The organism is Acinetobacter sp. H1(2024), from assembly GCF_046557555.1.
Classification (GTDB): domain Bacteria; phylum Pseudomonadota; class Gammaproteobacteria; order Pseudomonadales; family Moraxellaceae; genus Acinetobacter; species Acinetobacter seifertii.
Window position 1 is genome coordinate 1,062,162 of sequence record NZ_JBKGFO010000001.1, and the last position, 25,970, is coordinate 1,088,131.

20 protein-coding genes are annotated in these 25,970 nt (G+C 38.3%); 5 read left to right on the forward strand and 15 right to left on the reverse strand.

What is annotated here, in order from left to right; all coding sequences use genetic code 11:
- Positions 1-40 precede the first annotated feature (40 nt).
- The 4 genes from ACLCEG_RS04945 to ACLCEG_RS04960 form a co-directional block, all read right to left on the reverse strand.
- Positions 41-1,459, reverse strand: a complete 1,419-nt coding sequence (locus tag ACLCEG_RS04945) for an OmpA family protein (RefSeq protein WP_410566304.1) — start codon at positions 1,457-1,459, stop codon at positions 41-43.
- A gap of 213 nt (positions 1,460-1,672) precedes the next feature.
- Complete coding sequence (locus ACLCEG_RS04950) at positions 1,673-2,908, reverse strand: dihydroorotase (protein WP_410566307.1); 1,236 nt, start codon at positions 2,906-2,908, stop codon at positions 1,673-1,675.
- 12 nt (positions 2,909-2,920) lie between these two features.
- Complete coding sequence (locus ACLCEG_RS04955; protein ID WP_004702756.1) at positions 2,921-3,937, reverse strand: aspartate carbamoyltransferase catalytic subunit; 1,017 nt, start codon at positions 3,935-3,937, stop codon at positions 2,921-2,923.
- Between the two features lie 123 nt (positions 3,938-4,060).
- Positions 4,061-4,405, reverse strand: a complete 345-nt coding sequence (locus tag ACLCEG_RS04960) for a hypothetical protein (RefSeq protein ID WP_049066570.1) — start codon at positions 4,403-4,405, stop codon at positions 4,061-4,063.
- Positions 4,406-4,633: 228 nt separating this feature from the next.
- On the opposite strand from ACLCEG_RS04960, the gene rlmKL reads away from it, so the two are divergent.
- Positions 4,634-6,838 (forward strand): bifunctional 23S rRNA (guanine(2069)-N(7))-methyltransferase RlmK/23S rRNA (guanine(2445)-N(2))-methyltransferase RlmL, encoded by a 2,205-nt coding sequence (rlmKL, locus tag ACLCEG_RS04965; protein ID WP_410566310.1) that lies wholly within the window; start codon positions 4,634-4,636, stop codon positions 6,836-6,838.
- Positions 6,839-6,862: 24 nt separating this feature from the next.
- Here rlmKL and ACLCEG_RS04970 read toward each other — a convergent pair whose 3' ends face one another.
- On the reverse strand, positions 6,863-7,279 hold the full coding sequence (locus ACLCEG_RS04970) for a hypothetical protein (RefSeq protein ID WP_004702759.1): 417 nt from the start codon (positions 7,277-7,279) through the stop codon (positions 6,863-6,865).
- Between the two features lie 266 nt (positions 7,280-7,545).
- Here ACLCEG_RS04970 and ACLCEG_RS04975 point away from each other — a divergent pair, with 266 nt between their 5' ends.
- A complete protein-coding gene (locus tag ACLCEG_RS04975) occupies positions 7,546-8,034 on the forward strand; it encodes a CinA family protein (RefSeq protein WP_198071399.1) in 489 nt (162 codons plus the stop codon).
- A gap of 56 nt (positions 8,035-8,090) precedes the next feature.
- Here the strand turns inward: ACLCEG_RS04975 and clpB are convergent, their stop codons facing one another.
- The gene (gene clpB, locus ACLCEG_RS04980; RefSeq protein WP_410566314.1) at positions 8,091-10,670 is read right to left on the reverse strand and encodes an ATP-dependent chaperone ClpB; all 2,580 of its coding nucleotides are present in this window, start codon (positions 10,668-10,670) and stop codon (positions 8,091-8,093) included.
- 322 nt (positions 10,671-10,992) lie between these two features.
- On the reverse strand, positions 10,993-14,901 hold the full coding sequence (locus ACLCEG_RS04985) for a Dyp-type peroxidase (protein ID WP_410566317.1): 3,909 nt from the start codon (positions 14,899-14,901) through the stop codon (positions 10,993-10,995).
- A 351-nt stretch (positions 14,902-15,252) separates the two neighbouring features.
- Here ACLCEG_RS04985 and ACLCEG_RS04990 point away from each other — a divergent pair, with 351 nt between their 5' ends.
- On the forward strand, positions 15,253-16,062 hold the full coding sequence (locus tag ACLCEG_RS04990) for a peptidoglycan DD-metalloendopeptidase family protein (RefSeq protein ID WP_174740762.1): 810 nt from the start codon (positions 15,253-15,255) through the stop codon (positions 16,060-16,062).
- Here ACLCEG_RS04990 and ACLCEG_RS04995 read toward each other — a convergent pair.
- Both ACLCEG_RS04995 and ACLCEG_RS05000 read right to left on the reverse strand, forming a co-directional pair.
- Positions 16,059-16,484, reverse strand: coding sequence for a GNAT family N-acetyltransferase (locus ACLCEG_RS04995; protein ID WP_348902357.1), 426 nt, complete (start codon positions 16,482-16,484; stop codon positions 16,059-16,061). The genes ACLCEG_RS04990 and ACLCEG_RS04995 overlap by 4 nt on opposite strands.
- A 92-nt stretch (positions 16,485-16,576) precedes the next feature.
- Complete coding sequence (locus ACLCEG_RS05000) at positions 16,577-16,999, reverse strand: OsmC family protein (RefSeq protein WP_039253874.1); 423 nt, start codon at positions 16,997-16,999, stop codon at positions 16,577-16,579.
- 440 nt (positions 17,000-17,439) lie between these two features.
- On the opposite strand from ACLCEG_RS05000, the gene crp reads away from it, so the two are divergent.
- Positions 17,440-18,147, forward strand: coding sequence for a cAMP-activated global transcriptional regulator CRP (gene crp / locus ACLCEG_RS05005; protein ID WP_410566322.1), 708 nt, complete (start codon positions 17,440-17,442; stop codon positions 18,145-18,147).
- A 159-nt stretch (positions 18,148-18,306) separates the two neighbouring features.
- The gene (locus ACLCEG_RS05010) at positions 18,307-19,356 is read left to right on the forward strand and encodes an NADP(H)-dependent aldo-keto reductase (protein WP_410566325.1); all 1,050 of its coding nucleotides are present in this window, start codon (positions 18,307-18,309) and stop codon (positions 19,354-19,356) included.
- Between the two features lie 55 nt (positions 19,357-19,411).
- Here ACLCEG_RS05010 and ACLCEG_RS05015 read toward each other — a convergent pair whose 3' ends face one another.
- The 6 genes from ACLCEG_RS05015 to ACLCEG_RS05040 form a co-directional block, all read right to left on the reverse strand.
- Positions 19,412-20,191: a M48 family metallopeptidase gene (locus ACLCEG_RS05015; protein ID WP_031944517.1), complete on the reverse strand. Its 780-nt coding sequence runs from the start codon at positions 20,189-20,191 to the stop codon at positions 19,412-19,414.
- Positions 20,192-20,308: 117 nt separating this feature from the next.
- Positions 20,309-20,626 carry a hypothetical protein gene (locus ACLCEG_RS05020; protein ID WP_004702777.1) on the reverse strand — a complete coding sequence of 106 codons (318 nt, stop codon included), beginning with the start codon at positions 20,624-20,626 and terminating at the stop codon, positions 20,309-20,311.
- A 126-nt stretch (positions 20,627-20,752) separates the two neighbouring features.
- A complete protein-coding gene (locus ACLCEG_RS05025; RefSeq protein ID WP_004702779.1) occupies positions 20,753-22,072 on the reverse strand; it encodes an adenylosuccinate synthase in 1,320 nt (439 codons plus the stop codon).
- 60 nt (positions 22,073-22,132) lie between these two features.
- Positions 22,133-23,299, reverse strand: a complete 1,167-nt coding sequence (locus ACLCEG_RS05030) for an ATP phosphoribosyltransferase regulatory subunit (protein WP_019458153.1) — start codon at positions 23,297-23,299, stop codon at positions 22,133-22,135.
- A 183-nt stretch (positions 23,300-23,482) separates the two neighbouring features.
- Complete coding sequence (locus ACLCEG_RS05035) at positions 23,483-24,571, reverse strand: hypothetical protein (protein WP_410566328.1); 1,089 nt, start codon at positions 24,569-24,571, stop codon at positions 23,483-23,485.
- Positions 24,572-24,742: 171 nt separating this feature from the next.
- Positions 24,743-25,762, reverse strand: a complete 1,020-nt coding sequence (locus tag ACLCEG_RS05040; RefSeq protein WP_004702784.1) for a type I glyceraldehyde-3-phosphate dehydrogenase — start codon at positions 25,760-25,762, stop codon at positions 24,743-24,745.
- Positions 25,763-25,970 lie beyond the last annotated feature (208 nt).

Sequence of the window (25,970 nt, forward strand, 5' to 3'; positions counted from 1 at the left end):
CAGAATTCAGTAAAATCAAGATTTCTTATAAATCTATTGATTATTGGGCTACTGAAAACTCAATACGACGGTTTTTAAAGCGACCTTCTTCAGTCTTGTTGTCAGCAACAGGGTTTTCTGAACCATGACCTTGGGCAACAAGCTTAGAAGCATCTACTCCTTTAGAAACTAAGTAATCTACTACAGCTTGAGCACGGCGTTGAGAAAGTGCTTTATTGGCAGCAGCATTACCTGTTGAGTCAGTATGACCACCTACGTTTAATTTCACGCTAGTCACTTTATTTAACAGTGTTGCAGCTTGATCAAGAATAGCTTTGTTATCTGCTGGAATTTCACTTGAACCACTCGCGAAGTTAATGATTTGCAAGTTAAGAGCTTTAACTAAAGCATTTACGTCTACATTGTTCGGATCAATTGAACCTAACGCTGTTTGCGAAGCCGTTAAACTATTACTCACAGATTGCTCAGCTGTTGCAGGTGCTGTACCAACAACTTCAGTATGTGGCACCAACGCTTTTACCTTAGCAGTTAAAGCTTCTAAAGCTGCGGCATCACCTGCTTTCAATGTAATTTTGTCACCTACCCATTCTAAAGATGCATTTGGAACACCTTTCAATGCACCAAGTACACCTGCTAATGCATCCTTATCGGTAAATGCAGCGGCATAAGTTTGGCTAGTATCAACATCACAGTCTTTAGTCGCTGAAAGAACTTTCTTAACATGCATTTGCAAAGTTGCTAAGAAGCCCTGATCACCAATACCCGCCTGACATTGGCTCACAGCGCCTTTGTCGTCTGTACTTAAAGTTAAAGTAGCAGGTGCAGCTGCTGCGGTTGCCACACCACTTGCAGGTGAAGTCTCAGGTACAGGTGCAGCCTCTTTATGCTGGCAAGAGCGCCATAACCAAGCAATTAACAATCCAAGAATAATGAGTGCAATAATCGGTAAAATTCCGCGAGATTTCCCTGTTGTTTCGGTTGCTGCTGCAAGCGGTGGTGCAGTTGATGTAGTTACTGATGATAAACCTGCACCAAGACCTAATGGTGCCAATAGTCCAACTGCCCATCCTGGTAAATATGAACGAATCGTTTCTGCATGTTGACGTAAATAGTTCACAATACTTTGTTGATCACTTCCGGCAACTTCAGAAATTGTATTAAGACTAGGTTTGATCGCACTATTGAGTGTACTTTCAATTTCGGCAGATGGCGCAGTACCGCTTAAATGAGTCAGTACAGTATTTTTAATTTGATCATTATGAGAAAAAAGATCGGATAATGAGGGGGCTAAACTATTTTTCAATTGTCCAATAAGATCAGGTTTAGCAGCTAATAATGAAAGTAAAATTGGATAAAACTTAGAAAGCGCATTAGTTTTTTCGCCTAGGAATCCATCCTGATTATCTAATATTGTTGAAGATACTTTTTCTTTAAGCAGTTCTATAGGGTTTATCGACATTGTTTATTCTCCCGAATCTTATACGTCGTAACCAGCAATTTTTTGGTTATTCAAATACTTCTGTTTGCTGATAGTTTTTTATTCTAATGCGCTCGAAATCTTTTGTTGTTTTTTAAATAATTTATATACAATTTTCCATCTAGTATTTACAAAACAGGCAGATCAAAAAGATCTGCCTGTTTATATTTTGAATAAGTTTTTAGCCGTCGGAAACTACACAGCAAAAGTTTGTAGCACTTTACCAGTAAGGTTTTGACCCAGTAGTGGCGTATTTTTCCCTTGCGATAAAATAGTGTCTTTGCTTAAGGTCCAGCTTAATTCAGGATCGACCAACACCCACCCTGCTTCGGCTTGCCAACGTGTAGTCATGTTTGCTACCTGTGCAGGAGCACTTGTCACTTTGGTAACCCATTCAAGCGGCTCAAATAAGCCTTCATTAATAAGTTGAATGCCTAGGGCTACATAAGTATCGAATGCTGTAATACCCGGTTGAGTTTCAGCAAATGGTGCCATTTTCGCTGAACTGCTTAATGGTTCGTGATGCGTACAAATTGCATCAATGACACCTTGTTTTAAACCTTGGCGTAAAAGCTCTTTATCTTGCTCAGAACGTAATGGAGGACGAACATGGGCTAGCGAGTTGAAGCCATCAGTTAATTGCTCAGTTAAATGTAACTGATGCATTGCTACATCGGCAGTCACAGGCAAGCCTTTTGCTTTTGCTGCACGAATTAATTCAACCGACGCACCGCAAGACAACAAGCCAAAGTGAGCATTGACACCTGTCGCTTCAATCATAAGCAAATATTTTGCAATTGCTACAGTTTCAGCAATTGCAGGAATCATCGGCAAACCTTGACGCGATGCGATAAAACCTTCATGAGCACATCCGTCTTTAGCAAGTTGCGGTTCTTCAGCATAGAACACGACTGTTAAACCAAGACCAGCCGCATACTCAAGCGTGCGAACAACAACATCATCATTTTCAAAAGCAGCATTCGCATTTGAAACAGCAGTACAACCACCCTTTTTAAGGCCAGCCATATTTGCTGGTTGCTTACCATTTAAGCCTTGAGTTTGAGCACCGATAATATGCATATGGATACCACCATCAAGCCAAGCTTTTTCAACTAAGCCATGAATGAGGGCGCCATTGTCTTGAACAATTGGCTTTGAGTCTGGAGGGGTAATGACATGCAAAATACCATTAGCACGTGCAGCCTTCCCTTCAGACTTCAGTGTACCGTGTTGTTGTTGACCCGGTTCACGCAAACGTGCGCACAAATCAACCATAGTCGGCATCAACCATTTCCCCTGACCATCAATGGTTTGTTCAACTTGGTCAACTGCTGCAACTAACTTACCGTCTTGAATATATACAGTTTGTACGCTGTCTGTTTTTTGGATTGGGTCTAACACACGTACATTTTCAATTTTTACAATACTCATGTGATCCATTCCTTACAACGCAATTGCTTCAATTAAACCTTGTTCTTGAAGTTGCCCTTGCATAGACAACGCCAATACAGCCATACGAACTGCAATACCGTTAGTGACCTGTTTTAAAATCACAGACTGGTCACCATCGGCAATACTCGAATCAATTTCTACACCGCGGTTCATTGGTCCCGGATGCATAACAATACAGTCTGGTTTAGCTAAACTTAGGCGTTCTTTGTTTAAGCCATACATTCTGTAAAATTCAGATTGCGAAGATAATGCTGGTGAATCAATACGTTCATTTTGAATACGTAGCGCAATAATCACATCACAACCAGTAACACCTTCATCCATGTTATTGAACAAACGAACATGGTCACCGTATTCTGAAAAACCAACTGGCAATAATGTATTCGGTGCAATCACACGAATGTCTTTACATCCAAGAGTTTGAAGTGCAGCCACATCTGAACGTGCTACGCGAGAGTGCTTAATGTCACCAATAATCGCAACACTCAACTCTTCAAATGGTTTTTTGGTTTCACGGCGAATGGTCAGCATATCAAGCATCGCTTGCGTTGGATGAGCATGACGTCCATCTCCAGCATTAATAATTGCGACTTTTGGGCACACATCTTTAGCAATGAAATGAGCAGCACCCGAAGATGAATGGCGTACTACAAAAATATCGGCAGCCATTGCCTCAAGGTTCCAAAGCGTATCTCGTAAAGTTTCACCTTTAGATGTACTTGAACGAGCAATATCAATGTTCAGCACATTGGCAGACAAACGCTTTGCTGCTGCTTCAAAAGTAGTACGAGTACGGGTGGAGTTTTCAAAGAAAAGATTCATCACCGTCCGTCCTTCTAAAAGCGGGCGGTTGATTAAATTATTATTATCGTCTAAAAAGCTTTGCGCGGTATCTAAAATCTTAGTGAGGTTTTCTTTTGAAAGGCCCTCAATCGTTAAAAAATGTTTTAAATTTCCGTCTTGATTGAGCTGAACCTGGCTCGGCTGATGCAACGCTGCAATATGCATAATGGATTCCTATGGGTCGAATCGCGAAAACGTGCATAGTGTAGCTGAATTCCAGCTTTTTCGCAGAAGAACTTTACAGAATAAGACCCTAAATTGACCAGAAAATTTAGGGTCGCGCAAAGATTACCTTAAAGCACCAATATAATGATGTGGAACTTGTGCCCTATAAATATCTTCAGCCGTGATTTCTGTTTCTTCGCTCAACTGAACATTGCTAGCGATTTGTTTTTGAGGAAGCTCGGGTATTGAGTCAGTCAATGAGTTTAATCGCTCAACAAAACGTTTTAATTCATCGTCATCTGTTTCCAAGGCAAGTGCTATTACATACTTTGCATAATCTTTATTTTGGACCACATACAATGCATCTATGACTCGTCCAGTGACTCTACGCATACGTACATATATTTGTGTAGAGATTGAAAAAGCTTCCGCATTGGTTACAAAACCATTCCCCATCATATCTTTCATTTATATTCCCCTATGCTTTCAAATCATAAAATTGGTTAAAAACCATTTAATAAATAAGCGTTACTCATAGAGGTTTAGCAAAATACATACCAGTTTATATATTTTAAGCTTTAAAAATCAGTTTATTGGTTGCCAAGTGATAGGTTGCAATAATTTAAAGACCTTTACACATCAAAATAAGTTAAACTTTGCATCGTTAATATTTATCTGTTTTGGTCAATTGAGTTTATGAATACCTCTTTACGTTTAAACCACTATTGGATTACTTGTGCTGATGGTTTAGAAAGCCTCTTACAAGAAGAAATAGAACAGCTTGGCACCAAAGTGACAGAACGTAAAGCTGGACGTTTAATCATTGAAGGAACGCTTGAGCATGCTTATCGTATTTGCATGTGGTCACGTCTCGCTTCTCGTGTTTTACTTCCAATTCATACTTATAAACTTGAACACACACATGATGCACGTGACGTAGCAGAAGAGCTTTACGAAGGTGTAATGAGCTTTGACTGGTCACTTATTTTTGCACCACAAAGTACCTTTGCTATTCGCTTACATGCAGAGCGTGAAATTAAAGTTAATACCCAATTTGCAACGCTTCGAGCAAAAGATGGTGTCGTCGATTCCTTTATGGAAGCGGTAGGCCGTCGCCCGAGTATTGATACTAAACAACCAGAAATTACCTTATATGTGCTTGCTGGTAAGACCGAACATACTTACTGTCTAGATTTATCTGGTGACTCATTGCATAAACGCGGCTACCGTCGTTACATGACAGATGCACCGATTAAAGAGAACCTAGCTGCCGCAATTTTACAAAAAGCTAAGCTTAAAGAACGTAATCCAGAACTTGTACTCGACCCAATGTGTGGTTCAGGTACATTTATCATTGAAGCATTAATGATTTTAACTGACCGCGCACCTGGTCTTGTTCGTCGTTTTGGCTTTAATGGCTGGCATGGTCATGACCGTGAACTTTGGCTTTCGCTCAAAGCTGAAGCAGCAGAACGTCATGAGAAAGCGCTTGAGTTACCTTTACCTAAATTTTATGCCTACGATGCTGACTGGGAAGCGGTAAAAGCAACACGCGAAAATATTATTGCGGCGGGCTTTGAAAAACTATTAAGCGAAATTCAAATTGAAGAACGTACTTTAGCTGACTGGCCAGATTTTGCCGCTGAAAAGAAAACAGCTTTTATTGTAACTAACCCGCCATATGGTGAACGTTTAGGTGATAAAGCATCAAACCGTTCTCTTTATTTAGGTCTATCTGCACTTTTACAAAAACATTTCCCAAATCAATATGCCGCTATTATTGCAGCTCAAATTGAACAAGCGGATGTATTAGCTTTTGAAGCGCCTGAAACTTTACGTTTAATGAATGGTAAGTTACCAATTTACATTCGCTTCGGTGCAATCAAACCAGAAAAAGTAACACAGCCATTTTTAGCAACTTGGCAAGCTCAACCCGTGGAAATAGAAGAAGCTCAAGACTTTGCTAACCGTTTGCAAAAAAATATGACTGCCTTAAAAAAATGGGCTACTAAAGAAAATATTTATTGCTTACGCTTATACGATGCCGACTTACCTGACTTTAACGTCGCTGTAGATTTATATGGCGATCGCTTACATGTTCAGGAATATGCTCCACCAAAAACGATCGATCCTGAAAAAGCAAAAAAACGTTTTAACTTAGCGCTTGCTGTAATTCGTGCTGTGACTGGTTTGAACCGCGATGCGATCTTTATTAAGACACGTGCTCGTCAAACAGGAACTAATCAATATACGAAACAAAGTACAGCTTCAAAACGTTTTATCGTTCAAGAAGGTAAAGCTAAAATTTTAGTGAACCTAACCGACTACCTCGATACAGGTTTATTCCTTGACCACCGTCAAATGCGTTTACGTATTGCTCAAGAAGCTCGTGGTAAACATTTCTTGAACTTATATAGTTATACCTCTACAGCAAGCTTACATGCTGCTTTGGGCGGTGCTGCTAGTACCACAAGTGTCGACTTATCGAATACTTACTTAGGCTGGTCAAAAGAAAACTTCGTTTTAAATGGTTTAACTGTAGATCATGCAGATGAACAACACATGTTCTTTGCAAGCGACTGTTTTGAATGGTTAAAAGAAGGTCACGAACAATATGATCTTATCTTTATTGACCCACCTACCTTCTCTAACTCTAAAAAGTTCTATGGTACTTTCGACGTACAACGCGACCATGTTTCTCTTATTAAACGTGCAATGAACCGTTTAACAAGTGAAGGTACACTTTACTTCTCGAATAACTATCGTGGCTTCGAGATGGATGAAGAGATTGAAGCACTATACGACGTTAAAGAAATTACGTCTGAAACGATCGGACTTGATTTTAAACGAAATCAAAAAATCCACCGTGCTTGGAAAATTCAGCATCTAGGTCTGAACTAATATAAATTTGGCGAGAAGTTATTATTACTTTACGGTAATGATAACTTCGCCACGTACATTTTTTGGCTCAAATTCATAACGTGTAAAACGATCTGCCCGATCTGGTAATGCAACCATCTCTAGTTCTTTCTTTTCTTTAATATCTATTACCTGATTTTGTTTTTGTTCCTGATAAGGTGATAACACACTCGACCTTAATGAATTCCAGCGAACTTCTTGTAAATAGTTATCTCCTAATTCTTTTCGAGCTCGATGCTGTTCTTTTTCAGGCTTCTTGGCATCATCTTGGGCTTTAGCAATAATAACGGGTAAAGATGCGGTTATCGCTCCTGTCTGAGTCGAAAGCGCACTTTCACTCATGGGTTGAGCAGCCCAAGTATTTGATAATAATACAGACATACCGCTTAAAATTATTAGCGCACACCCTTGCTTATTATTCATTACCTACTTCCTAAAATTGTTATTGTTTGTTATATCGAATAAAACTAGCAACTTTTTAACCTTGTCGCAATGTTATAAAGAAACTTCCCGATAATTAGCATTGATCATTTTAAAATCAAAATATATCACAAGTATTTCGTCACTATTCAATAGTTTTATAGATTGTTATCTCAGACTTGAAGGGTACCTTTAAATCACTTACTGTAATTTTATAATTCATTTGTATTTGATTTTATTTATAAATACACACCATACGAGGTGAAATAATGCTCCAGCAATGCTGCCAATTATTAGAAGATCTTCAACTTAAAGTTGCATTTATTGAAAGTGCCAGTTCAGGCTACTTAACCAGTCAGTTTTCGATTCATAAAAATAGTGGCGCTGATATTTTACTAGGCGGTTTGGTTAGTTATGACCCCAGCATTAAAATTAGTATTTTAAAAGTCGATCCAAATTTAATTAATATGTACACAGCTGAATCGCCACAAGTTACAGAAGAAATGTGTAAGCAGGGTCAAATCTTATTTCAGCAAGCGGATATTATTGTAAGTTGTACGGGTTTACTCAAACATGGTGGAAGTGAAACCGCAGAAAAGCCTGTAGGTACTTTTTTTATCTGTATTTCTTACAAAAAGCGTATTTATCATTATCATTATTTTTTATCTGGCCATGCCGAACAAAAACTAAAAACTCTCACACAAAAAGTAGCAGACTCAATTATTACGCTTATATCATCTAATCAAAATAAAATTTAAATATAAAAAAAGAGAATATGTTTCCATATTCTCTTTTCGGTTTTAGCAGAAAGAGCTTAGCTCAGTTTCATCTTATCAAAAACTAAGTGGCCATGCTCGCCTTTAATTAAAATAGTGTCACCTGCGACAAAATCACCCGATAAGATTTTTTGAGCTAATGTGTTTTCAACCTGTTGTTGAATTGCACGTTTTAATGGACGCGCTCCGTACACAGGATCAAAACCAGCATCAATCAATAAATCAAATGCACTGTCATCAACATTCAAGCTCATATCACGATCAATCAGGCGTGAACGTAAGCGATCTAACTGAATATCCGCAATACCACGAATCTGCGCTTTCTTGAGTGAGTGGAAAACTACAAGCTCATCAATCCGGTTAATAAATTCTGGACGGAAATGCTGACTCACTGCATTCATCACGACTGTACGTACTTCGTCATCAGTTGCACCATCACCTAGCTCACGTACATCTTGTGAACCTAAGTTTGATGTCATCACAATAACCGTGTTTTTAAAGTCCACTACTCGACCTTGTGAGTCGGTTAAGCGACCGTCATCCAATACTTGTAGCAAGATATTGAAAACATCTGGATGCGCTTTTTCAACCTCATCAAACAACACCACACTATATGGTTTACGGCGAACAGCTTCTGTTAAAACACCACCTTCTTCGTAGCCAACATACCCTGGAGGCGCACCAACTAAACGGCTGACAGAATGTTTTTCCATGAATTCACTCATGTCGATACGAATCATGGCATCATCACTATCAAACAAGAAGTTAGCTAAAGCTTTAGTCAACTCAGTTTTACCTACACCCGTTGGCCCCAAGAACAAGAATGATCCGCTAGGACGATTCGGGTCAGATAAGCCTGCACGTGAACGACGAACTGCATTCGATACAGCAACGACTGCTTCATCTTGCCCAACAACACGGTCATGTAAAAACTCTTCCATATGAAGAAGTTTTTCACGCTCGCCTTGCATCATTTTAGCAACCGGAATACCTGTTGCAGCACTAACCACTTCAGCAATTTCATTTTCAGTCACTTTAGTACGAATGAGTTTTGGCTCTTCGTTCTCTTCAGCAACTTCGTCTTGCTCAAGTTGTTTTTGAAGCTCTGGAATTACACCATATTGCAAACGTGCTGCTTCAGCCAAATCACCTTCACGCTGAGCTTTTTCAAAAGCAATACGCGCTTTATCAAGTTCAACCTGAGCTTGTTTGGTACCCTCTACTAGAGTTTTCTCAGCCTTCCACACTTCTTCAAGATCGTTATATTCTTTCTGAACTTCAGCGATCTGCTTTTCAAGATGAGTAACTTCGGCTTTACTGCCTGCATCTTCATCTTTTTTCACCGCTTCCAATTGCATTTTCAACTGGATTAAACGGCGGTCAAGCTTATCAAGTGCTTCAGGTTTAGAATCAATCTCCATTTTAATACGAGAAGCTGCTTCATCGATCAAATCAATTGCCTTGTCTGGTAATTGACGGTCTGTAATATAGCGATGAGACATTTTCGCCGCAGCAATAATCGCTGAGTCTAAAATTTGCACACCATGGTGAGTAGCATATTTCTCTTTTAGACCACGTAAAATCGCAATGGTATCTTCTACACTTGGCTCATCAACCAGTACTTTTTGGAAACGACGCTCTAAAGCTGCATCTTTTTCAATGTATTGGCGATATTCGTCTAAAGTAGTCGCACCCACACAGCGTAACTCACCACGAGCCAATGCAGGTTTCAACATGTTCCCTGCATCCATCGCACCGTCGCCTTTACCAGCGCCTACAAGCGTATGCAGCTCATCAATAAACAGGATGATTTCGCCTTCGTGTTTCGCCAAATCTTTTAAAACTGCTTTTAAGCGTTCTTCAAACTCACCACGATACTTCGCGCCCGCAAGTAATGATCCTAAGTCGAGGGATAAAACACGTTTATTTTTTAAGCCCTCTGGCACTTCGCCATTCACAATACGCTGTGCTAAACCTTCAACAATAGCGGTTTTACCCACACCCGGCTCACCGATGAGTACAGGGTTGTTTTTTGTACGACGTGACAAGACTTGAATGGTACGGCGAATCTCGTCATCACGCCCAATAACTGGATCAAGTTTTCCAGATAAAGCCCGCTCAGTTAAATCAATCGTATATTTATTAAGTGAGTCACGTTGGTCTTCGTGATTATTACTCATGACTTTGTCACTACCTCGAATATGTTCAATTACTTTGCGTAAGCTGTCGGGAGTTACACCTACGGCATTTAAAATATTTTTTGTTTCACCAGTTTCTGCCAAGCCCAATAAAACCCAGTCAGTTGACAAAAATTCATCACCCGCTTTTTGCGCATATCGATCTGCCAAGTTAAGCGCTTTAACTGCTTCTGGGTTTAAGTTGACATCGCCTGTCGGATTCGCAATAGTCGGAGCATCTTTTATAGCTTGCTCAAGCTTTTGTTTAAGTTCAGGTAACCGTGCACCTGCTTGTTGCAACAAGCTAATATTTGAAGGCTCTTCTAATAAGGTACTCAAAATATGAATACCTGCTATAGCGGTATGGTCTTTACCCATCGCTAAAGATTGAGCATCTGAAAGGGCTTGCTGCAAGCGGTTTGTAAATTTTTCAAAACGCATTCTTGTTATTCCTCACAACAAATTTGTACTTGTCTAATAGATGGGAACACTTTTTCGGATTTCAAATAAATTTTTATATATTTTTCATAATGTTATTAAAATAACAATAAGTAAAACTCCATTATAATATGGGTTTATGAATGATCTATTTCAAGTATATTTTGTATAATTTTTAAGAGAAAACAAAAACGTGATATTTCCTCTGAATTTTTATCATAAATGGCAATTTTAAAGCCATAATATCTTTATTAATTATCGTATTTAAATTTAAAAAGATTAAAGGTAGTCCCTCACTTGAGAGACTGCCTTATAAAATGGCTAATTAATTATGCCATTGATGGAACGGACACTTAGCTTGCTCTGTTTTTTCTTTTGGAATATCTGGCGTAGAGATTGGACGACGCTGATGCTGTTCCTGAATGATAGGAAATACCGAAGTAAAGAAGTTTGACCAACCACCAGTACGTACTCTTAACAAATTATATTGCTCAGGTGATGTTACCGCTTGAGTAAATGTTTCTGGGTTAGCGACCGTGATCGTTAAAATATTAGATGACCCACCTTGGCTGAATTGTTTCAATATCTTGATCAAATCTTTAACGCCAAAGTCTTCACGAATATTAAAGTCTGTAGGTGCACCATCTGCCATTAGATTTGTACCAGTACCATCAAAACCTTGCAAAGCCCGACTGAATTCAGCGATTTGATGATCAACAGCCAAATCAGCTGGACTTGGTGATGGGCTTAAATCTGATGCTACTGTTGTACCTAAACGACGACCATCAGCGCTCGCCCCATTCCATGCCCCCATCTCCACATGATTTTCAAAAGTTCCCACACCGGGTTGAATCTGAATACCAAAAGGATGCTCTTCTGAACCATAACGTTCAGCTAAGCCTTTAAGACTTTGCGCAAATTGTGGCCATGGTTTTCTAAATGTTTCGACTGAAATTTCAGCAATCATTTGAACAATCTGATCGCCTAATTTATCGACTTCAGAATTTCCTCGTCCATAACGCGGTTGTGCCAAAGCAATCTCTCGTAAACGCTTATAGCGATCAGCTTGTGCAGCAATACGAGCATGCCCAGCTAAATTACTAATAAATGGCTCAGTCATTTTATAACCCCAGTCACAACACAAGCACTCTAAGAGTTCAGGTAATGTAGTTACTGCAGTTAATGGATCAAAAACCATTGCCTTAATCGCATATAGTGAATTAATGGTATTACTGAGCGAGATATAACACGGTCCATAAATATTATATTTAGCCCCACCACTATAAAAATCCTGACCTTTAGCCAAACAATCATCCATCAAAACATTTAGAATTGGAGATGGACAAATATCTGTATTGGCACCATAACCCAGAATTTGCCCATTAAATGCCTTGCGATTGAGCAATTCAAAATGTTGCTTATATAGATCTAATAGTTCTTCAAAACTATCTATCTGATCGGCAGGTTTCGTATTTAGTGAAACAGTTTGCCCAAACAGATAGCTTTGCCCAGCACTTGGAATTGTTCTACCCTGATTTAATGCACATTCCAAAGGCTGTAATGTCGAGAAACCACCTAATGAAAACCAGTTTTCACCAGGGAACTGAGGTTCATAACAACCATCACAAGCATAATTTTGAGCTGAACGAATATCGACTTTAGAATTCCAATTTGGCAAATTAGAGAGCGCATCTCCCCCTACACCATCTCCACTTTGGTGAAGACTAGGAATAAGCTTTTCATCATTTAATAAAATCGGGTGAGCACCACCAGACAAAATTGCATGTGCAGCTTCTTCTAAAATATCTTCAGGAATATCTTTGCGAGTTCTTAAAGACAAACACGGTGCATTTAACGGTAAACGGCCTGACGCACGAATGAATAATTTTGTGACCTCATTATAAGCTGGTTTGGTTTTAGAAAAGTCTTCTTCACCATCAGCGACTGTACCACCAACTGTAATCTGTTGAATCCATTGGCCCAAAGATGCACCTTGAGGATAAGGTCCCGAACTACCACCCATTGCGAGATTACCAAAAGGTTGATGGTCTTCCATAAACATACGGTTCTGTTGTACTTTTTCGTCTAGCTTGATATAGAAGGCATCGATAATTTCCTGTGCTTCTTCAGGCGGAATCGCATCTTTGTCAAGGAAAGGTTGCAACAGCTGATCCATACGTCCAAATGCTGTTGGCTCACCATTTAAATGCAAACAACTATGCAATGTGAAAATAAATTGAACTGCTTCAAGAAATGTGTCCGGTTTATCTTTCGATAACTTTTCCATTCGATGACCAATCGCAATTAAATTATCTCTTTCGAACTCTTGTCCTTTTTGCATCTGGTCTGCGACTTTAAATGCGAGCTTTGAGTAATTTAAGAAATATTCAGAAATACCAACTAGTGCTAATCTCGAAGCTTCATAGAAGTCTTTTTTCTCTGGAGTCTGGGCATTGCTTGCATGTTTCGCAATTTCTTGTTGTAGACCAGCTAAACCTAAATCTAGTGCCTTTTTATAATTTGGAATAACATGCCCAACCCCCGATGCTTCACTTAAGTTACGCAAAAAGCCCTGAAGACGCTCTTCTTCAGACAAATACTTCATGACATAACGACCTTCACCCAAGGTCAGATTTGGCATAGCTCCCACAATAATTTCATCTGGCATAATGCGATAGGTATCTGATCCATAAATGACCTTACCTTCACATTCACGCCCAGTTGAATATGGAATCATTTCACCATTTTTTAATAAAATTTTCCGTCCGCGGAAACCATAGTTTTCTGATGAGAATAACTGCAAACTTAATCGGATAGCCCAACCTTTGCGCAGCATAATAGATAAACCCATAATATTTTCAGGCTTATCACTGATGTCGAACTCATCAATATAATAATCTACCCCTCGTTCAATTTCTTCTTGTTTACGGTTGAAGTACCAGTTGTCTTGCCATAAAGAAAATGTATTTTCAAGTAAACTTAAAATACGATTAGAAGGTGGTTTAAAAAATTCACTATGGGGATTTAGCCCAGTTGCCATATTAAAAAGATAATTACTATGATTATAGTACATCAAACCATTATCTGAACTGTTCGTATAATGGCGATCAAATCGATTCCAATCCATACCTGGGAAAAAATTCCAGTTATCTTTATCTAATCGACTAAAATCATTTAAATATTCTGGCGCATCATCTAATGCTAAATCTTTTAAACTTGGAATATAAAATATTCCTCCCAAGTCTGAATGAAGGCTATTGAATAGACGGTCATTCATAAAGCCTTCTATTGCCCCAATCTGACTTGCCATAACTTCTTCTAAAATGGCAGCAGTTTTTGCAAAACCAGCAAAATAAATTCCTGCTTCATCGGCTTTAGTTACCAATTTTGGCACTCTAAAACTTGAATTTGATTCAGCACGGCCAAACGGTAAACCTAAGCGTAGAATAGGCGTGGTATTTCCATTTTCATCTTGTACACGAGAAGCTTTGATGTGCGAACGGCTATCACGGTCTGGAATAATTGTGTCGTCAGTTTTACGCCCAATCAAATCTTCAATTTGATCTTCTGACATCATGTTGATTTGATCCCAATTAATTAGAAATCGTTGGGATAAAACGTATGAGCCACCAAAATGATCAATATCTTCTGCACCAATTAAAGTATGTTTTGCCAGTGAAATAGGATCAGATGGATTATTTAAATTTTCAGAAAAACGACACCCTAAAACCTTACCATTGCGACCTGTTTTAGATTGTGAAGCAGTAACTTGACTAAATATTTCTTTAATATCTGAAGCTAAAAAATGCTCAATATATGTCTGTAATACTGTACACGCATCGGCATCATCACTTTTTACATGCAACCAAATGTCACCATCCGAATTTTTAAAACTCCCATTCGAATCAGAGAAAACTTCTGAGACATTTGGGTTCTTTTCTTCTGGATAATGTAATTGCATTCCCTTTGGTCGTGACAACTTATCTTTTTCACAAATCAGATCCCAATTGTCAAAAGATACACCAATTGCCAAAGTTGTATTTTTACTAGAAAGTGCTGGATTCTTATTAACCTCTTGACGCACAGCTATCATTAATTGTCGTATTCTTTCCCGCGTAATTTCTTTATTTAACCAAACTGTACTAAAAATGGCATGGGGTGAAGGATAAACCAACCCACGTTGCATATATTTCCATATTTCAGTAAAACGATCTTCATAAGATATATTTAACATTATATTAGTTCCTTTAAAATTTTTATATAATAATTAAAAGTATGATTATAAATTTAATTACAAAAGCATTATTCATAATAAAATTTCAAATAACAAGATATTTAAAATCAAACAAAAATAGTAAGAATTAATAAAAATTCCCAATAAAAATTTAAGTTTAGAGAATTTAAAATATAAAGCAGAAAAAAGTCACAAAAAATAAAGCCAATCACATAAAACAAGCCATCAATTATTAATATAAAATAATAAATAAAATTAAAATAAAATAAAATCATTAAAAAAATTAAAACAACTTTTAAGTAAAGCTTACTGATATAATTTCTAGCATTCTTTTAGAAAATTATTGTCGCTATGTTGATAAAAAAACTTATTTCTACTTTGCTTTTTACATCAATACCTTTTTACTGCTTTGCCGAACTTCCTCAAGACTCAAGAAGACCCGGTGGAATTGCAGTCGTTCCATTAACTGCCGATATTACTCAGGTCACTTTTCAACAGAAACCAGTTTTAATTAGTCAAGAAGGCCATCAACGTTATGCTGTCGTTGGTATTCCGTTATCTACACCACTTGGCAGTGTTCAGCTCAATACCAATAAAGCGCCTATTCCAATAGAAGTTAAGTCTTATCCTTATGCTGAGCAACGGATTAAAGTCACTAACCAAGACTATGTGAACCCTAACCAAAGTCAGTTAGATCGTTATGCTCAAGAAGCGAAAGAACAAAATGAAGTTTATAACTCTTTCACATCAAGTTCATGGCAAAGCTTACCCAAATTTATACGTCCCACTTCAGGGAAATTTACCAATTCTTTTGGAAGAAAACGCTTTTTTAATGGTGAAGAACGTGCACCTCACTCAGGTCTTGATATTCCAGCCCCTGTAGGTCAAAAAGTAATTGCACCAGCAGATGGCGTGGTCGTTCAGACAGGAAACTATTTCTTTAATGGCCAAACTGTATTAATTGATCACGGCCAAGGCCTAGTCAGCATGTTTTGCCATTTAAGCTCAATCAAAGTAGAGAAAGGCCAACATATCCGCCAAGGAGAAACATTAGGTTTAGTGGGCAAAACAGGACGCGTGACAGGCCCTCATTTACATTGGGGCATGAGTCTTAATAATGCTCGGGTAGATCCACAGCTTTTTCTAAATACACCTCGTTAATTTAAAGCCTTACGAAAATACTTTGGTGCTTCAACATAACCTTCTTTTAGATAAAATTGATGTGCCAAAGGTCTTTGTATTCCTGAATGCAATTCCATTCGATCACAACCACGCTGCTTAGCTAGACGCTCTGCTTCTTGCATAAGCAAATGCCCCACTCCTTTACCACGCATATTCTGATCAACACACAAATAGCAGATTTTGGCAAAATCTCCTTTTAAGGCAATTTGCGGAATAAAATAGAGGGACAAAACTCCATACACATGCGAATCATCGGCTGCGACCAATGTAATTGCATTGGGATCTTCACTTAACTTTTGAAATTGTTCCTGAACCAATCCTAGAGGCTGCGAGTATCCCATTTGCTCCAGCAAGTGACATAGGGCCTCGGTATCTTGCGACTGTGCTAAACGAATGTTCACCCAACATTCTCCTTAATATTTTTTGAATTATTCTTATCACAAAAAAAGCCAACATCACTGTTAGCTTTTCTTTTTCAGGCATTCATATGAAATTATGCAGCTTCAATAATCTCAAAATCGTGAGTAATTTCTACACCACCATCAGAAAGCATTTTACTCGCTGAACAATATTTTTCAGCTGATAGCTCTACTGCTTTTGCAACCTGTTTTTCTTTAACAGCTTTACCTGTTACCACAAAGTGCAAATGAATTTTTGTGAAAACCGCTGGAATCGCATCGGCACGCTCAGCTTTAAGCTGACATACGACATTCGTCACATCTTGACGAGATTTCTTTAAAATCGTCACAATATCAAACGAAGCACACCCACCAAGTCCCATTAATAGCAATTCCATAGGACGTGGTCCACGGTTTTCACCACCATACTCAGGTGAGCCATCCATGATGACACTATGTCCACTATCCGATTTCGCTTCAAAAGCAACATTCTCTAGCCAATGTACACTTGTTTGCATTGCAACTACCCAAAAAAAATTATAAATTTAAGCAGGGTCTGTTGACATTTCATCTATGGATTGCGTAATAGCTAAAAATTAATTCAAATAAAAACGCAAAACACAGACAAGGGCAATCCTTTGTCCAGTTTTGTAATAAAATTTGTTAAATTTCAGCCAAAATCTGAGGTGTGATTTAAGCATCTGAGAAGCAGCGCAAGACCAGATTTTTTTGTGCGTTTCGTTGTTAAGCTCTATTTATTTAGAATGACTAAATTCCATAGTTCTTGCTTCCTAACGTCTAGAAAAATCGTCTTATGTCGCAACCATCTGTGAAATGTCAACAGGCCCTTGTTTTGTACACTAACATAAAATGAGTTGATAAGGAATTTCATCTCTTCTGTGTAATAGCTCATCTCGAGCCTGTGTGAATTGTTTACCCTATTCGGAACATATCAAGCATGACTTCAAATTTTTCACAACTCAGCACAGATGCTTTATCTCCGGGGCAACTACCTGAATCCGTTAAAGCATTGTTAAAGCGTGCTCACATCAACAGATATCCAAAACGAACCACAATTGTTGATGCCGGAACAGAGTCAAAATCTTTATATTTAATTTTAAAAGGCTCAGTTTCAATTATTTTGCGTGAAGATGACGAACGTGAAATTGTTGTGGCATATTTGAATCCTGGTGACTTCTTTGGGGAAATGGGGCTTTTCGAACCGAACCCTCAACGTACAGCTGAAGTCCGTACTCGTGATGTTTGTGAAATTGCAGAAATTTCATATGACAACTTCCACGAACTGAGCAAGCAGTATCCAGATCTTAGCTACGCCGTTTTTGCGCAACTTGTTCGTCGCTTAAAAAATACAACTCGCAAAATGACTGACCTTGCGTTCATTGACGTATCTGGTCGTATTGCTCGTTGCTTAATCGACTTATCTTCACAGCCAGAAACAATGATCTTGCCGAATGGTCGTCAGATTCGTATCACTCGCCAAGAAATTGGACGTATTGTTGGATGTTCACGCGAGATGGTTGGTCGTGTATTGAAGACTTTAGAAGATCAAGGCATGATCCAAACTGATGGTAAAGCCATTCTCATTTTTGATGCTTCATTAGAAGAAAATTCAGTCACTGATGAAGACTATGATGATGATGAATAAGTAATTACAATGATTTAATAAAAAGCAAACTTCGGTTTGCTTTTTTTATATGCAACAATGAGTTAATACACAAAACTTACAAACTATTCTAATTTTATGATTTAAGTTGAATACATATTTGCGATTAGGCCAACTCAAATTTCTCAAGGATTTCGATATATGCAATTTAACTCGCTTGGACACACTGGCATTAACCTTCCAGAAATTTGCTTAGGTACCATGACATTTGGTGAGCAAAACACTCAGCAAGAGGCTTTCGAACAACTCAATTATGCTTTAGAGCACGGTCTTTATTTTTGGGATACAGCAGAGATGTATTCTGTACCCCCAAAACCAGAAACATATGGCGCTACTGAAACTATATTAGGTCATTGGTTTGCACAGCATGGTCAACGCGACAAAGTATTCCTTGCTTCAAAAATTGCAGGTCCCGGCTTTGGTGGAACTCATATTCGAGAAGGCCATACCAAGTTCAATAGTAACCATATCTCACAAGCACTTGATGGCTCACTTAAACGATTACAAACTGATTATATTGATCTCTACCAACTGCACTGGCCTGAGCGTCATACTAACTTCTTTGGAACGCTCGCTTATGGCAATCAACAAGCACAAAATGATTATGACACGACACCCTTAGAAGAAACTTTACTTGCCCTTCAAAAAGAAATTAATCGTGGACGTATCCGTTATATCGGTTTGTCTAACGAAACACCTTGGGGCACCATGAAATTTTTACAGCTCGCTGAAAATTTAGGAATAAGTAAATTTGTAAGTGTACAAAATCCGTATAGCCTGCTTAATCGTACTTATGAAATAGGTATGTCTGAGATTGCTAAATATGAAGGTGTAGGATTACTTGCTTACTCTCCTCTGGCTTTTGGTTATTTAACTGGTAAGTTTAGAAATGGTGCACGACCTGCGAATGCTCGCGTTACTCTATTTCCACGTTTCAGTCGCTATAGCAATGCACAAAGTGAATGGGCAACTGAACAATATGCACAACTCGCTGAAAAGCATGGTTTAAGCCTGACTCAATTGGCTCTAGCGTTTATTAAGCAGCAGTTCTTTGTGACAAGTACAATTATTGGAGCAACCAACCTAGATCAGCTCAAAGAAAATATTCAGGCTTTTGAAATTGATCTTTCACCAGAAATTTTACAAGGTATTGAAGCTATTCATATACAACAGCCAAACCCCGCTCCTTAAAATAAAAAACGGATGCTTAAGCATCCGTTTTTATATGAACTGAAAGTTTTAAAACTTACTTACGACCATTGTAAATCGCTAATGCAGCAGGTAAGTTTTTACGCATATCATTAATACGCTGTGAGTTAGATGGGTGAGTCGATAAGAATGATGAACCACCAGCACCTTCAAGCTTGTTCATTTTTTCCCATAATGTAATAGCTGCATTTGGATTATACCCAGCACGGGCCATTAACATTAAGCCACCTTGGTCAGCACGGCTTTCTAAACTACGTGAATATGGTAAGCCTACACCCACTTGCGAGCCTAACTGAGCAGCAGCAGTACCAAGCTGCCCCACATTATTACCCGCATAGCTTAATCCAATGCCTAAAGCTAAATCAGTGAGAGCTTGAGCACCAATTTTACTTTTCGCATGTTCTTCTAAAGCATGCGTCATTTCATGGCCCATAACAGCTGCAATTTCAGCATCGGTCAGGTTCAATTTATTGACGATGCCTGTATAGAACACCACCTTGCCACCTGGTGCAACGTAAGCGTTAACCGTATCTGATTTCAGTACAGCCAACTGCCAACTAAATGGCTGACCTGTTTGGTTCATTTGGTTAGCATAAGGTCTCAAACGGTTAAAAACAGCATTAATACGGCTATAGGTACTTGAACTTGTATCTAAAGTCCCTTTACCACGCGCTTCCTGCACCATTTGATTAAAACCTTGTGCAGATTGCGCATTTAGTGTTGCTGTATCTGCACCAGCCATGTCTGCTACTGTTGCACAACCAGAGATTGTTACCACACTCGCAGCACATAAACTTAACAAGAGTTTTTTATTCATCAACATGGATCACCTAAATCGTTAAAAAAACTGTTTATTCTTTTGCACTAATTATAAGAAATAGCACACAAGCTTTGAATGTCTCATTTCTTCACGATCATAGTATTTATGTAAAGATCAAGTCGATAAAGTCATCAAATAAATCCAGAAAATTAAACAAATTATGTTTAAGCCCAAATATACATGACTTAAGGTCTTAACTTTTTCCTCAAGAGTAGGACTTTTCCTTTTCCACAGCAAATAGCTATTTTGTATGAGTACGACAGGAATGAGCACACATGCGAACAATACGGACAAGCTCATAAAGGCTGTCATAAAGAAATCTTGATTATAATTTTGCCCATAGATGACTAACATTGCTAATGTAGGCGAACCACCAATAGCAAACAAAAAAGAATAAAACATCGTTTTTGAAATAGCTGGCTGTAATTTCATTTGAGTTCATCATCCATGATATAACCTATGTCTATGTTGTAATCTGAATTAGAAAAAACAGAAACTGCACTTTAGTCGGATATAAAAAAAGCCCCCTTTTCAGGAGGCTTTTATCATCTTTGCGAATTAAGCAGAGAACGGATGACGTAAAACAATTGTTTCTGCGCGGTCTGGACCAGTTGAAACGATATCAATCGGACATTCGATTAATTGTTCAATACGTTTCACATAAGCCAAAGCATTTGCAGGTAATTGATCGATGCTAGTCAAACCAACAGTTGACTCGCTCCAACCTGGCATAGTTTCATAAATTGGTTTCAAGCATTCAAAAGAAACCGCATCAGAAGAGCCTACGCAACCTGAATCAGTATTTTCATAACCTACACAGATTTTTACTTCTTCTAAACCATCTAAAACGTCAAGTTTAGTTAAGCAAATACCTGAAAGTGAGTTAACGTCTACAGAACGACGTAGGATTTCGGCATCAAACCAACCACAACGACGTTGACGACCAGTAGAAGCACCAAATTCATGACCTACAGTACCGAGGTGTTTACCAATTGCATCACCAGAGTCAGTTGCAGCATCGTAAACCAATTCAGTTGGGAATGGTCCAGCACCTACACGTGTTGTATAAGCTTTAGTAATACCCAATACATAATCAAGATGTAAAGGCCCCATACCAGAACCCGAGCTTACACCACCAGCCGTTGTATTTGAGCTAGTCACATACGGGTAAGTACCGTGGTCGATGTCTAGAAGTGAACCTTGAGCTCCTTCAAACATCACAGCTTTACCTTCTTTACGGTAGTCATGCAATACTTTAGTCACGTCAATCACTAATGGAGCAAGAACTTCACGCCATTGGTTGCAAAGAGCCAATACATCTTCAAATTTAACAGCTTCTACACCGTAGAACTGAGTTAACTGGAAGTTATGTAACTCAAGCATTTCTTGAAGTTTCTCTTCTAGCGCTGCACCACCACGAACAAGGTCAGCAACACGCACTGCACGGCGAGCTACTTTGTCTTCGTACGCAGGGCCGATACCACGACCTGTAGTACCAATTTTAGCGTTACCACGTTTCTTCTCACGAGCCTGATCAAGAGCAATGTGGTTAGGCAAAATAAGTGGACAGTTTGGAGAAATGCGTAGACGTTCCTTAACTGGAACACCTTCAGCTTCCAAAATTCCCATTTCTTCAATTAGTGCTGCTGGTGAAAGCACCACGCCATTACCAATTAAGCACAATACGTTTTCACGTAAAATGCCTGATGGAATGAGGTGCAATACAGTCTTTTTACCACCTACGACAAGAGTATGACCTGCGTTATGTCCGCCTTGATAACGTACTACCGCAGCCGCTTGATCTGTGAGCAGGTCGACGATTTTACCTTTACCTTCGTCGCCCCATTGGGTACCAAGTACCACAACATTTTTGCCCATAATAGCCTCATTACATCATGCTGTTAAAATTGGAAACCATCAGTAAAATACTGTTGGCGTTTAAATCTTTTCAATATTCCATTGTCCATTTTGCAACACCAATTGATGTGTGGCATATGGAATAGAAGTTAAATCATCATTACCTAACAATTGAACCACACGTAAGCCTTGTGAACGTGCATTTGCAATTGCTTTAAGCAAATCTGTATCTGTACCTTTAGGTGCAACTACTGTTTCAATCTCAGCGAATTGATTTGCACCTAATGCATATAAATCACAACTAAAACCAGTAGCAGGACGCGCACGACCAAAGTGCTCACCAATACCGTCATAGCGACCACCCTGTGCTAAAGGTGCAGCACGGTTTGGTGCATAAACTGCATACATCAAACCAGTGTGATAGTGGTAGCTACGAAGTTCAACGACGTCAATTCCGACGTTCAGTGCTGGCCAACGATTTTTAATTTGGTCAAGTGTTGTTTTAAGTGCGTCTAATGCTGCTTTAAATTCAGCATCTTGTAATATGTTTGCACTTAAATTTGCCTGTAGTGCATCTAAATCACTTGAATAGCGACCAAGCGCATAAAAATCAGAACCCATATTTAGGTTTTGAGTAAATTCTGCTAACTCTGGCAATGCTTTTCTTTGGTATAGATCAGACAGCTCATGTTCTTCATTTTTTGACAGACCAGCGTACTTTACTAGACTACGGAACAAACCTACATGGCCCAAATCTAGATGAGCGCCTTGTAAAGTATAAATGTTCTCAATTAGCCCGAGCATAACATCGACCATTTCGACGTCAGCTTCGATACTATCGTGGCCATATAGCTCTGCACCCAATTGTAAAGGTGCACGAGTCGCATTAAAATTTTGTGGTTTTGTATGTAATACAGTCCCTGCATAACAGTAACGTGCAACACCTTCAACGGGTCTTACATGTGCATCAATACGTGCAACTTGCGGTGTCATGTCAGCACGGATGCCAAGTAAACGGCCTGAAAGCTGGTCAATGACTTTAAAAGTTACTAAATCCAAGTCTTGATTTAATTCTGATAATGAAGACAACGATTCGATGTATTCGATAAATGGTGTATATACCAGTTGATAACCTCTTACTGCGAGGAAATCGATAGCTTCACGGCGAAGTTTTTCAATGACTTGCGCCTGTTCCGGCAATACATCTGCTACCCCGTCAGGCAGCAACCATGTCTCTGAAATGGTCATATTTCAAGCCTAAAATCTGATCAACGTGGAACGACCCCACATAAAAAAATCGGGAACACACCCGATTTCTCTTAGTGTAGCATGATACTTTGTGCCATGCACCTTACAATTTGCATAAATCTTTCTGAATAAACTCTAAAGTCAAAAAGAAGATTTAAACAATTAATAATAACATTCAATATCTTACTGCGCTTTGCTTAAATCATAATCAAAAGTTATTCGACCAAAGAATGGGCCAATATCTGAACTATCGCCTTGTTTCCAATTAACCAAATTTAGCTTTTGAATAGCTTGAGCTGCTTGAGTATTAAAAGCAAAACAACCTTTTTCAAGACTTGCTATTTTTAACTTTTGTCTAAAAGCAATTAATGAATGCACTTCATTAAGCGGGTTATCATCGACAGAATACAGATGAGACTTCTCATAGGCCAAACTTCTATCAGCATCCCATAAACTGCTTGATACAAAATCCATAGAAGCAGACTGGTCATTATTATTTCCCAGCGCACTTTGAATATCGCCTGTTTCCAAGTTTTCTAAAACAGTTAAGTTATAGCCATACCACTGCGAGTTTAGAAGCCTAAAATACTTTTTATCTGTACCTAAGTTATTATATCTTTCGCCGATTGACTGTTTTGTCTGACTAAAAGAAGGATTTGAATTAAAACTAGATATATAAGAAATATAAGATTGATTCCATTGAGTTTCTTTTAAACGATAGCAATAGCTACCTTTTGGGAAGGTAACATTTTTATAATTTCGATAGAAGTCAATTAAACTTTTATCAAGCTGATTATGAAGTCCTGTATCTAAATTCTTATTTTCTTTATAGCCTGGCAATACTCGATCAAAGATTTTTTCGCCATCTATTTTAACAATTTCAAAATTTAAGTTTTGTTTTAAACTTGGTGTTAGCTCATAAGTCCAACTGCTCGGTGTTAACCTTTTTACAATGTTTGTTTGTAGTGTTCCCTTATTTAAAACTTTCTGTTCTGTTAAAAGTTCTTTTTCTAGTGGTTGGTTATGTGACTTTGCAAAAAATATTTCATTATTTTGAATAGGATATTTAGCTATTTCAAAATAATCACTATAAACCTCAGAAGAGATATCCGAAGGTTGATAATACACTTGATAAATCGCGGTATCTTTTTCTAAATTACTGTCAGTTTGACCATTAGTGTCTTGATCTGAACCTTCACCAGTACATGCAGTTAAAATAATAGTAGATGTGATAATTAAAAAACCACTTATTCTTTTTGAGTTAAATTTCATATGAACTCTATAGTTAAAATTTTAATGTTTGCGAATCATACAAACAGAAATAGTCACATACAACACCAAAACTAATTTTTTATTTTCAAGCATTTCTATTAGAGATTTATATTAACCATTAAAAAAGGATATTAAGTTAACTTAATATCCTTAAAATATTTAAATATATATTCAAAAAGAATTGCACAAATCTAATAATCGATTTGCATAACCCCATTCGTTATCGTACCAAGCAAATACTTTAGCTTGATGTCCCACAACCATAGTTTGAGTTAAATCAACAATAAGTGAATAAGGTGAATGATTAAAATCGCTTGAAACTAGCGGTTCATCAGTTACTGCCATAATTTCTGCATAATCTGTTTGAGAAGCTTTAATCAGCAACTCATTAATATGATGAACAGTAATTGGTGATTGTGCGATAAACGTTAAATCAATTGCAGCCACATTAATAGTAGGAACTCGAATTGAGTAGCCATCAATACGGTCTTCCATTTTCGGCATCACACGTTTTAATGCGCCAAGTGCACTAGACGTAGTGGGAATAATATTTTGCCCAGAAGCTCTAGCACGACGTAAATCACGATGCGCATGATCAAGAACAGACTGATCTGCTGTTACTGCATGAATTTCGGTCATGAGCGCAGTTTCAATACCAAATGCATCATCAATAATTTTTACTAATGGCACTAAAGCCTGCGTAGTACATGACACACTAGATATGATTTGATCAGTTGCTTTTACATCTGCATGGTTAACGCCATAGACAATTGCCGCATCGACATGATCAAAAGGTGCTGCCCCAATAATGACCCGCTTCGCCCCTGCTTCTAGGTGGCGTGTTGCATCAGCATGAGAACGGAACAATCCAGTACATTCGAGTACAACATCAATTTGCAAGCTTGCCCATGGTAAAAGTTCTGGTTGTTTTTGCTGAAGAACTTCAACTTTCAGATTTCGCTGGTTTGATTGAATATTTAAATAAATCTTTTCATTTTCAATAGCTATGTCAACTTTGCCATTAAAACGGCCATGGGTTGTATCATATTTGAATAAATGCACTAGTGTTTGTACATCTGCTATATCGTTAATCGCCACGATTTCAAAATGAAATTGTTTAGGGCTTTCAAACCAAGCACGTAAAACATTACGTCCAATCCGGCCAAACCCATTAATGGCGATACGTTGCATGACCTATCCTTATCTACAAAACCAGAAACGAAAGAAGGCATATAGTAAAACACGTGAAGGCTAATTGAATATAGATTTTTAGCCAAATCACAGTTTTGTAAGATATTCCCTCTAAAATCGTTGGTTCGGTGGGGTTTTTCCGTTACAATTTAGCGTTTTTTAAAAATAAGCCCCGTATCACATGCAAGATTTGTGAACAAACAAACTT

Excerpts from the sequence above, each read along its gene's own strand:
- ACLCEG_RS04975 (WP_198071399.1), top strand. The coding sequence starts at position 7,546 with ATGCTCCAGCAATGCTGCCAATTATTAGAAGATCTTCAACTTAAAGTT.
- ACLCEG_RS04960 (WP_049066570.1), bottom strand. The coding sequence starts at position 4,405 with ATGAAAGATATGATGGGGAATGGTTTTGTAACCAATGCGGAAGCTTTT.
- ACLCEG_RS05030 (WP_019458153.1), bottom strand. The coding sequence starts at position 23,299 with ATGACCATTTCAGAGACATGGTTGCTGCCTGACGGGGTAGCAGATGTA.
- ACLCEG_RS04990 (WP_174740762.1), top strand. The coding sequence starts at position 15,253 with ATGTTGATAAAAAAACTTATTTCTACTTTGCTTTTTACATCAATACCT.
- ACLCEG_RS05020 (WP_004702777.1), bottom strand. The coding sequence starts at position 20,626 with ATGAAATTACAGCCAGCTATTTCAAAAACGATGTTTTATTCTTTTTTG.
- ACLCEG_RS04950 (WP_410566307.1), bottom strand. The coding sequence starts at position 2,908 with ATGAGTATTGTAAAAATTGAAAATGTACGTGTGTTAGACCCAATCCAA.
- ACLCEG_RS05025 (WP_004702779.1), bottom strand. The coding sequence starts at position 22,072 with ATGGGCAAAAATGTTGTGGTACTTGGTACCCAATGGGGCGACGAAGGT.
- clpB (WP_410566314.1), bottom strand. The coding sequence starts at position 10,670 with ATGCGTTTTGAAAAATTTACAAACCGCTTGCAGCAAGCCCTTTCAGAT.
- ACLCEG_RS04985 (WP_410566317.1), bottom strand. The coding sequence starts at position 14,901 with ATGTTAAATATATCTTATGAAGATCGTTTTACTGAAATATGGAAATAT.
- ACLCEG_RS05035 (WP_410566328.1), bottom strand. The coding sequence starts at position 24,571 with ATGAAATTTAACTCAAAAAGAATAAGTGGTTTTTTAATTATCACATCT.
- crp (WP_410566322.1), top strand. The coding sequence starts at position 17,440 with ATGACTTCAAATTTTTCACAACTCAGCACAGATGCTTTATCTCCGGGG.
- ACLCEG_RS04955 (WP_004702756.1), bottom strand. The coding sequence starts at position 3,937 with ATGCATATTGCAGCGTTGCATCAGCCGAGCCAGGTTCAGCTCAATCAA.
- ACLCEG_RS05015 (WP_031944517.1), bottom strand. The coding sequence starts at position 20,191 with ATGAATAAAAAACTCTTGTTAAGTTTATGTGCTGCGAGTGTGGTAACA.
- ACLCEG_RS04970 (WP_004702759.1), bottom strand. The coding sequence starts at position 7,279 with ATGAATAATAAGCAAGGGTGTGCGCTAATAATTTTAAGCGGTATGTCT.
- ACLCEG_RS04945 (WP_410566304.1), bottom strand. The coding sequence starts at position 1,459 with ATGTCGATAAACCCTATAGAACTGCTTAAAGAAAAAGTATCTTCAACA.
- ACLCEG_RS05010 (WP_410566325.1), top strand. The coding sequence starts at position 18,307 with ATGCAATTTAACTCGCTTGGACACACTGGCATTAACCTTCCAGAAATT.
- ACLCEG_RS05000 (WP_039253874.1), bottom strand. The coding sequence starts at position 16,999 with ATGCAAACAAGTGTACATTGGCTAGAGAATGTTGCTTTTGAAGCGAAA.
- rlmKL (WP_410566310.1), top strand. The coding sequence starts at position 4,634 with ATGAATACCTCTTTACGTTTAAACCACTATTGGATTACTTGTGCTGAT.
- ACLCEG_RS05040 (WP_004702784.1), bottom strand. The coding sequence starts at position 25,762 with ATGCAACGTATCGCCATTAATGGGTTTGGCCGGATTGGACGTAATGTT.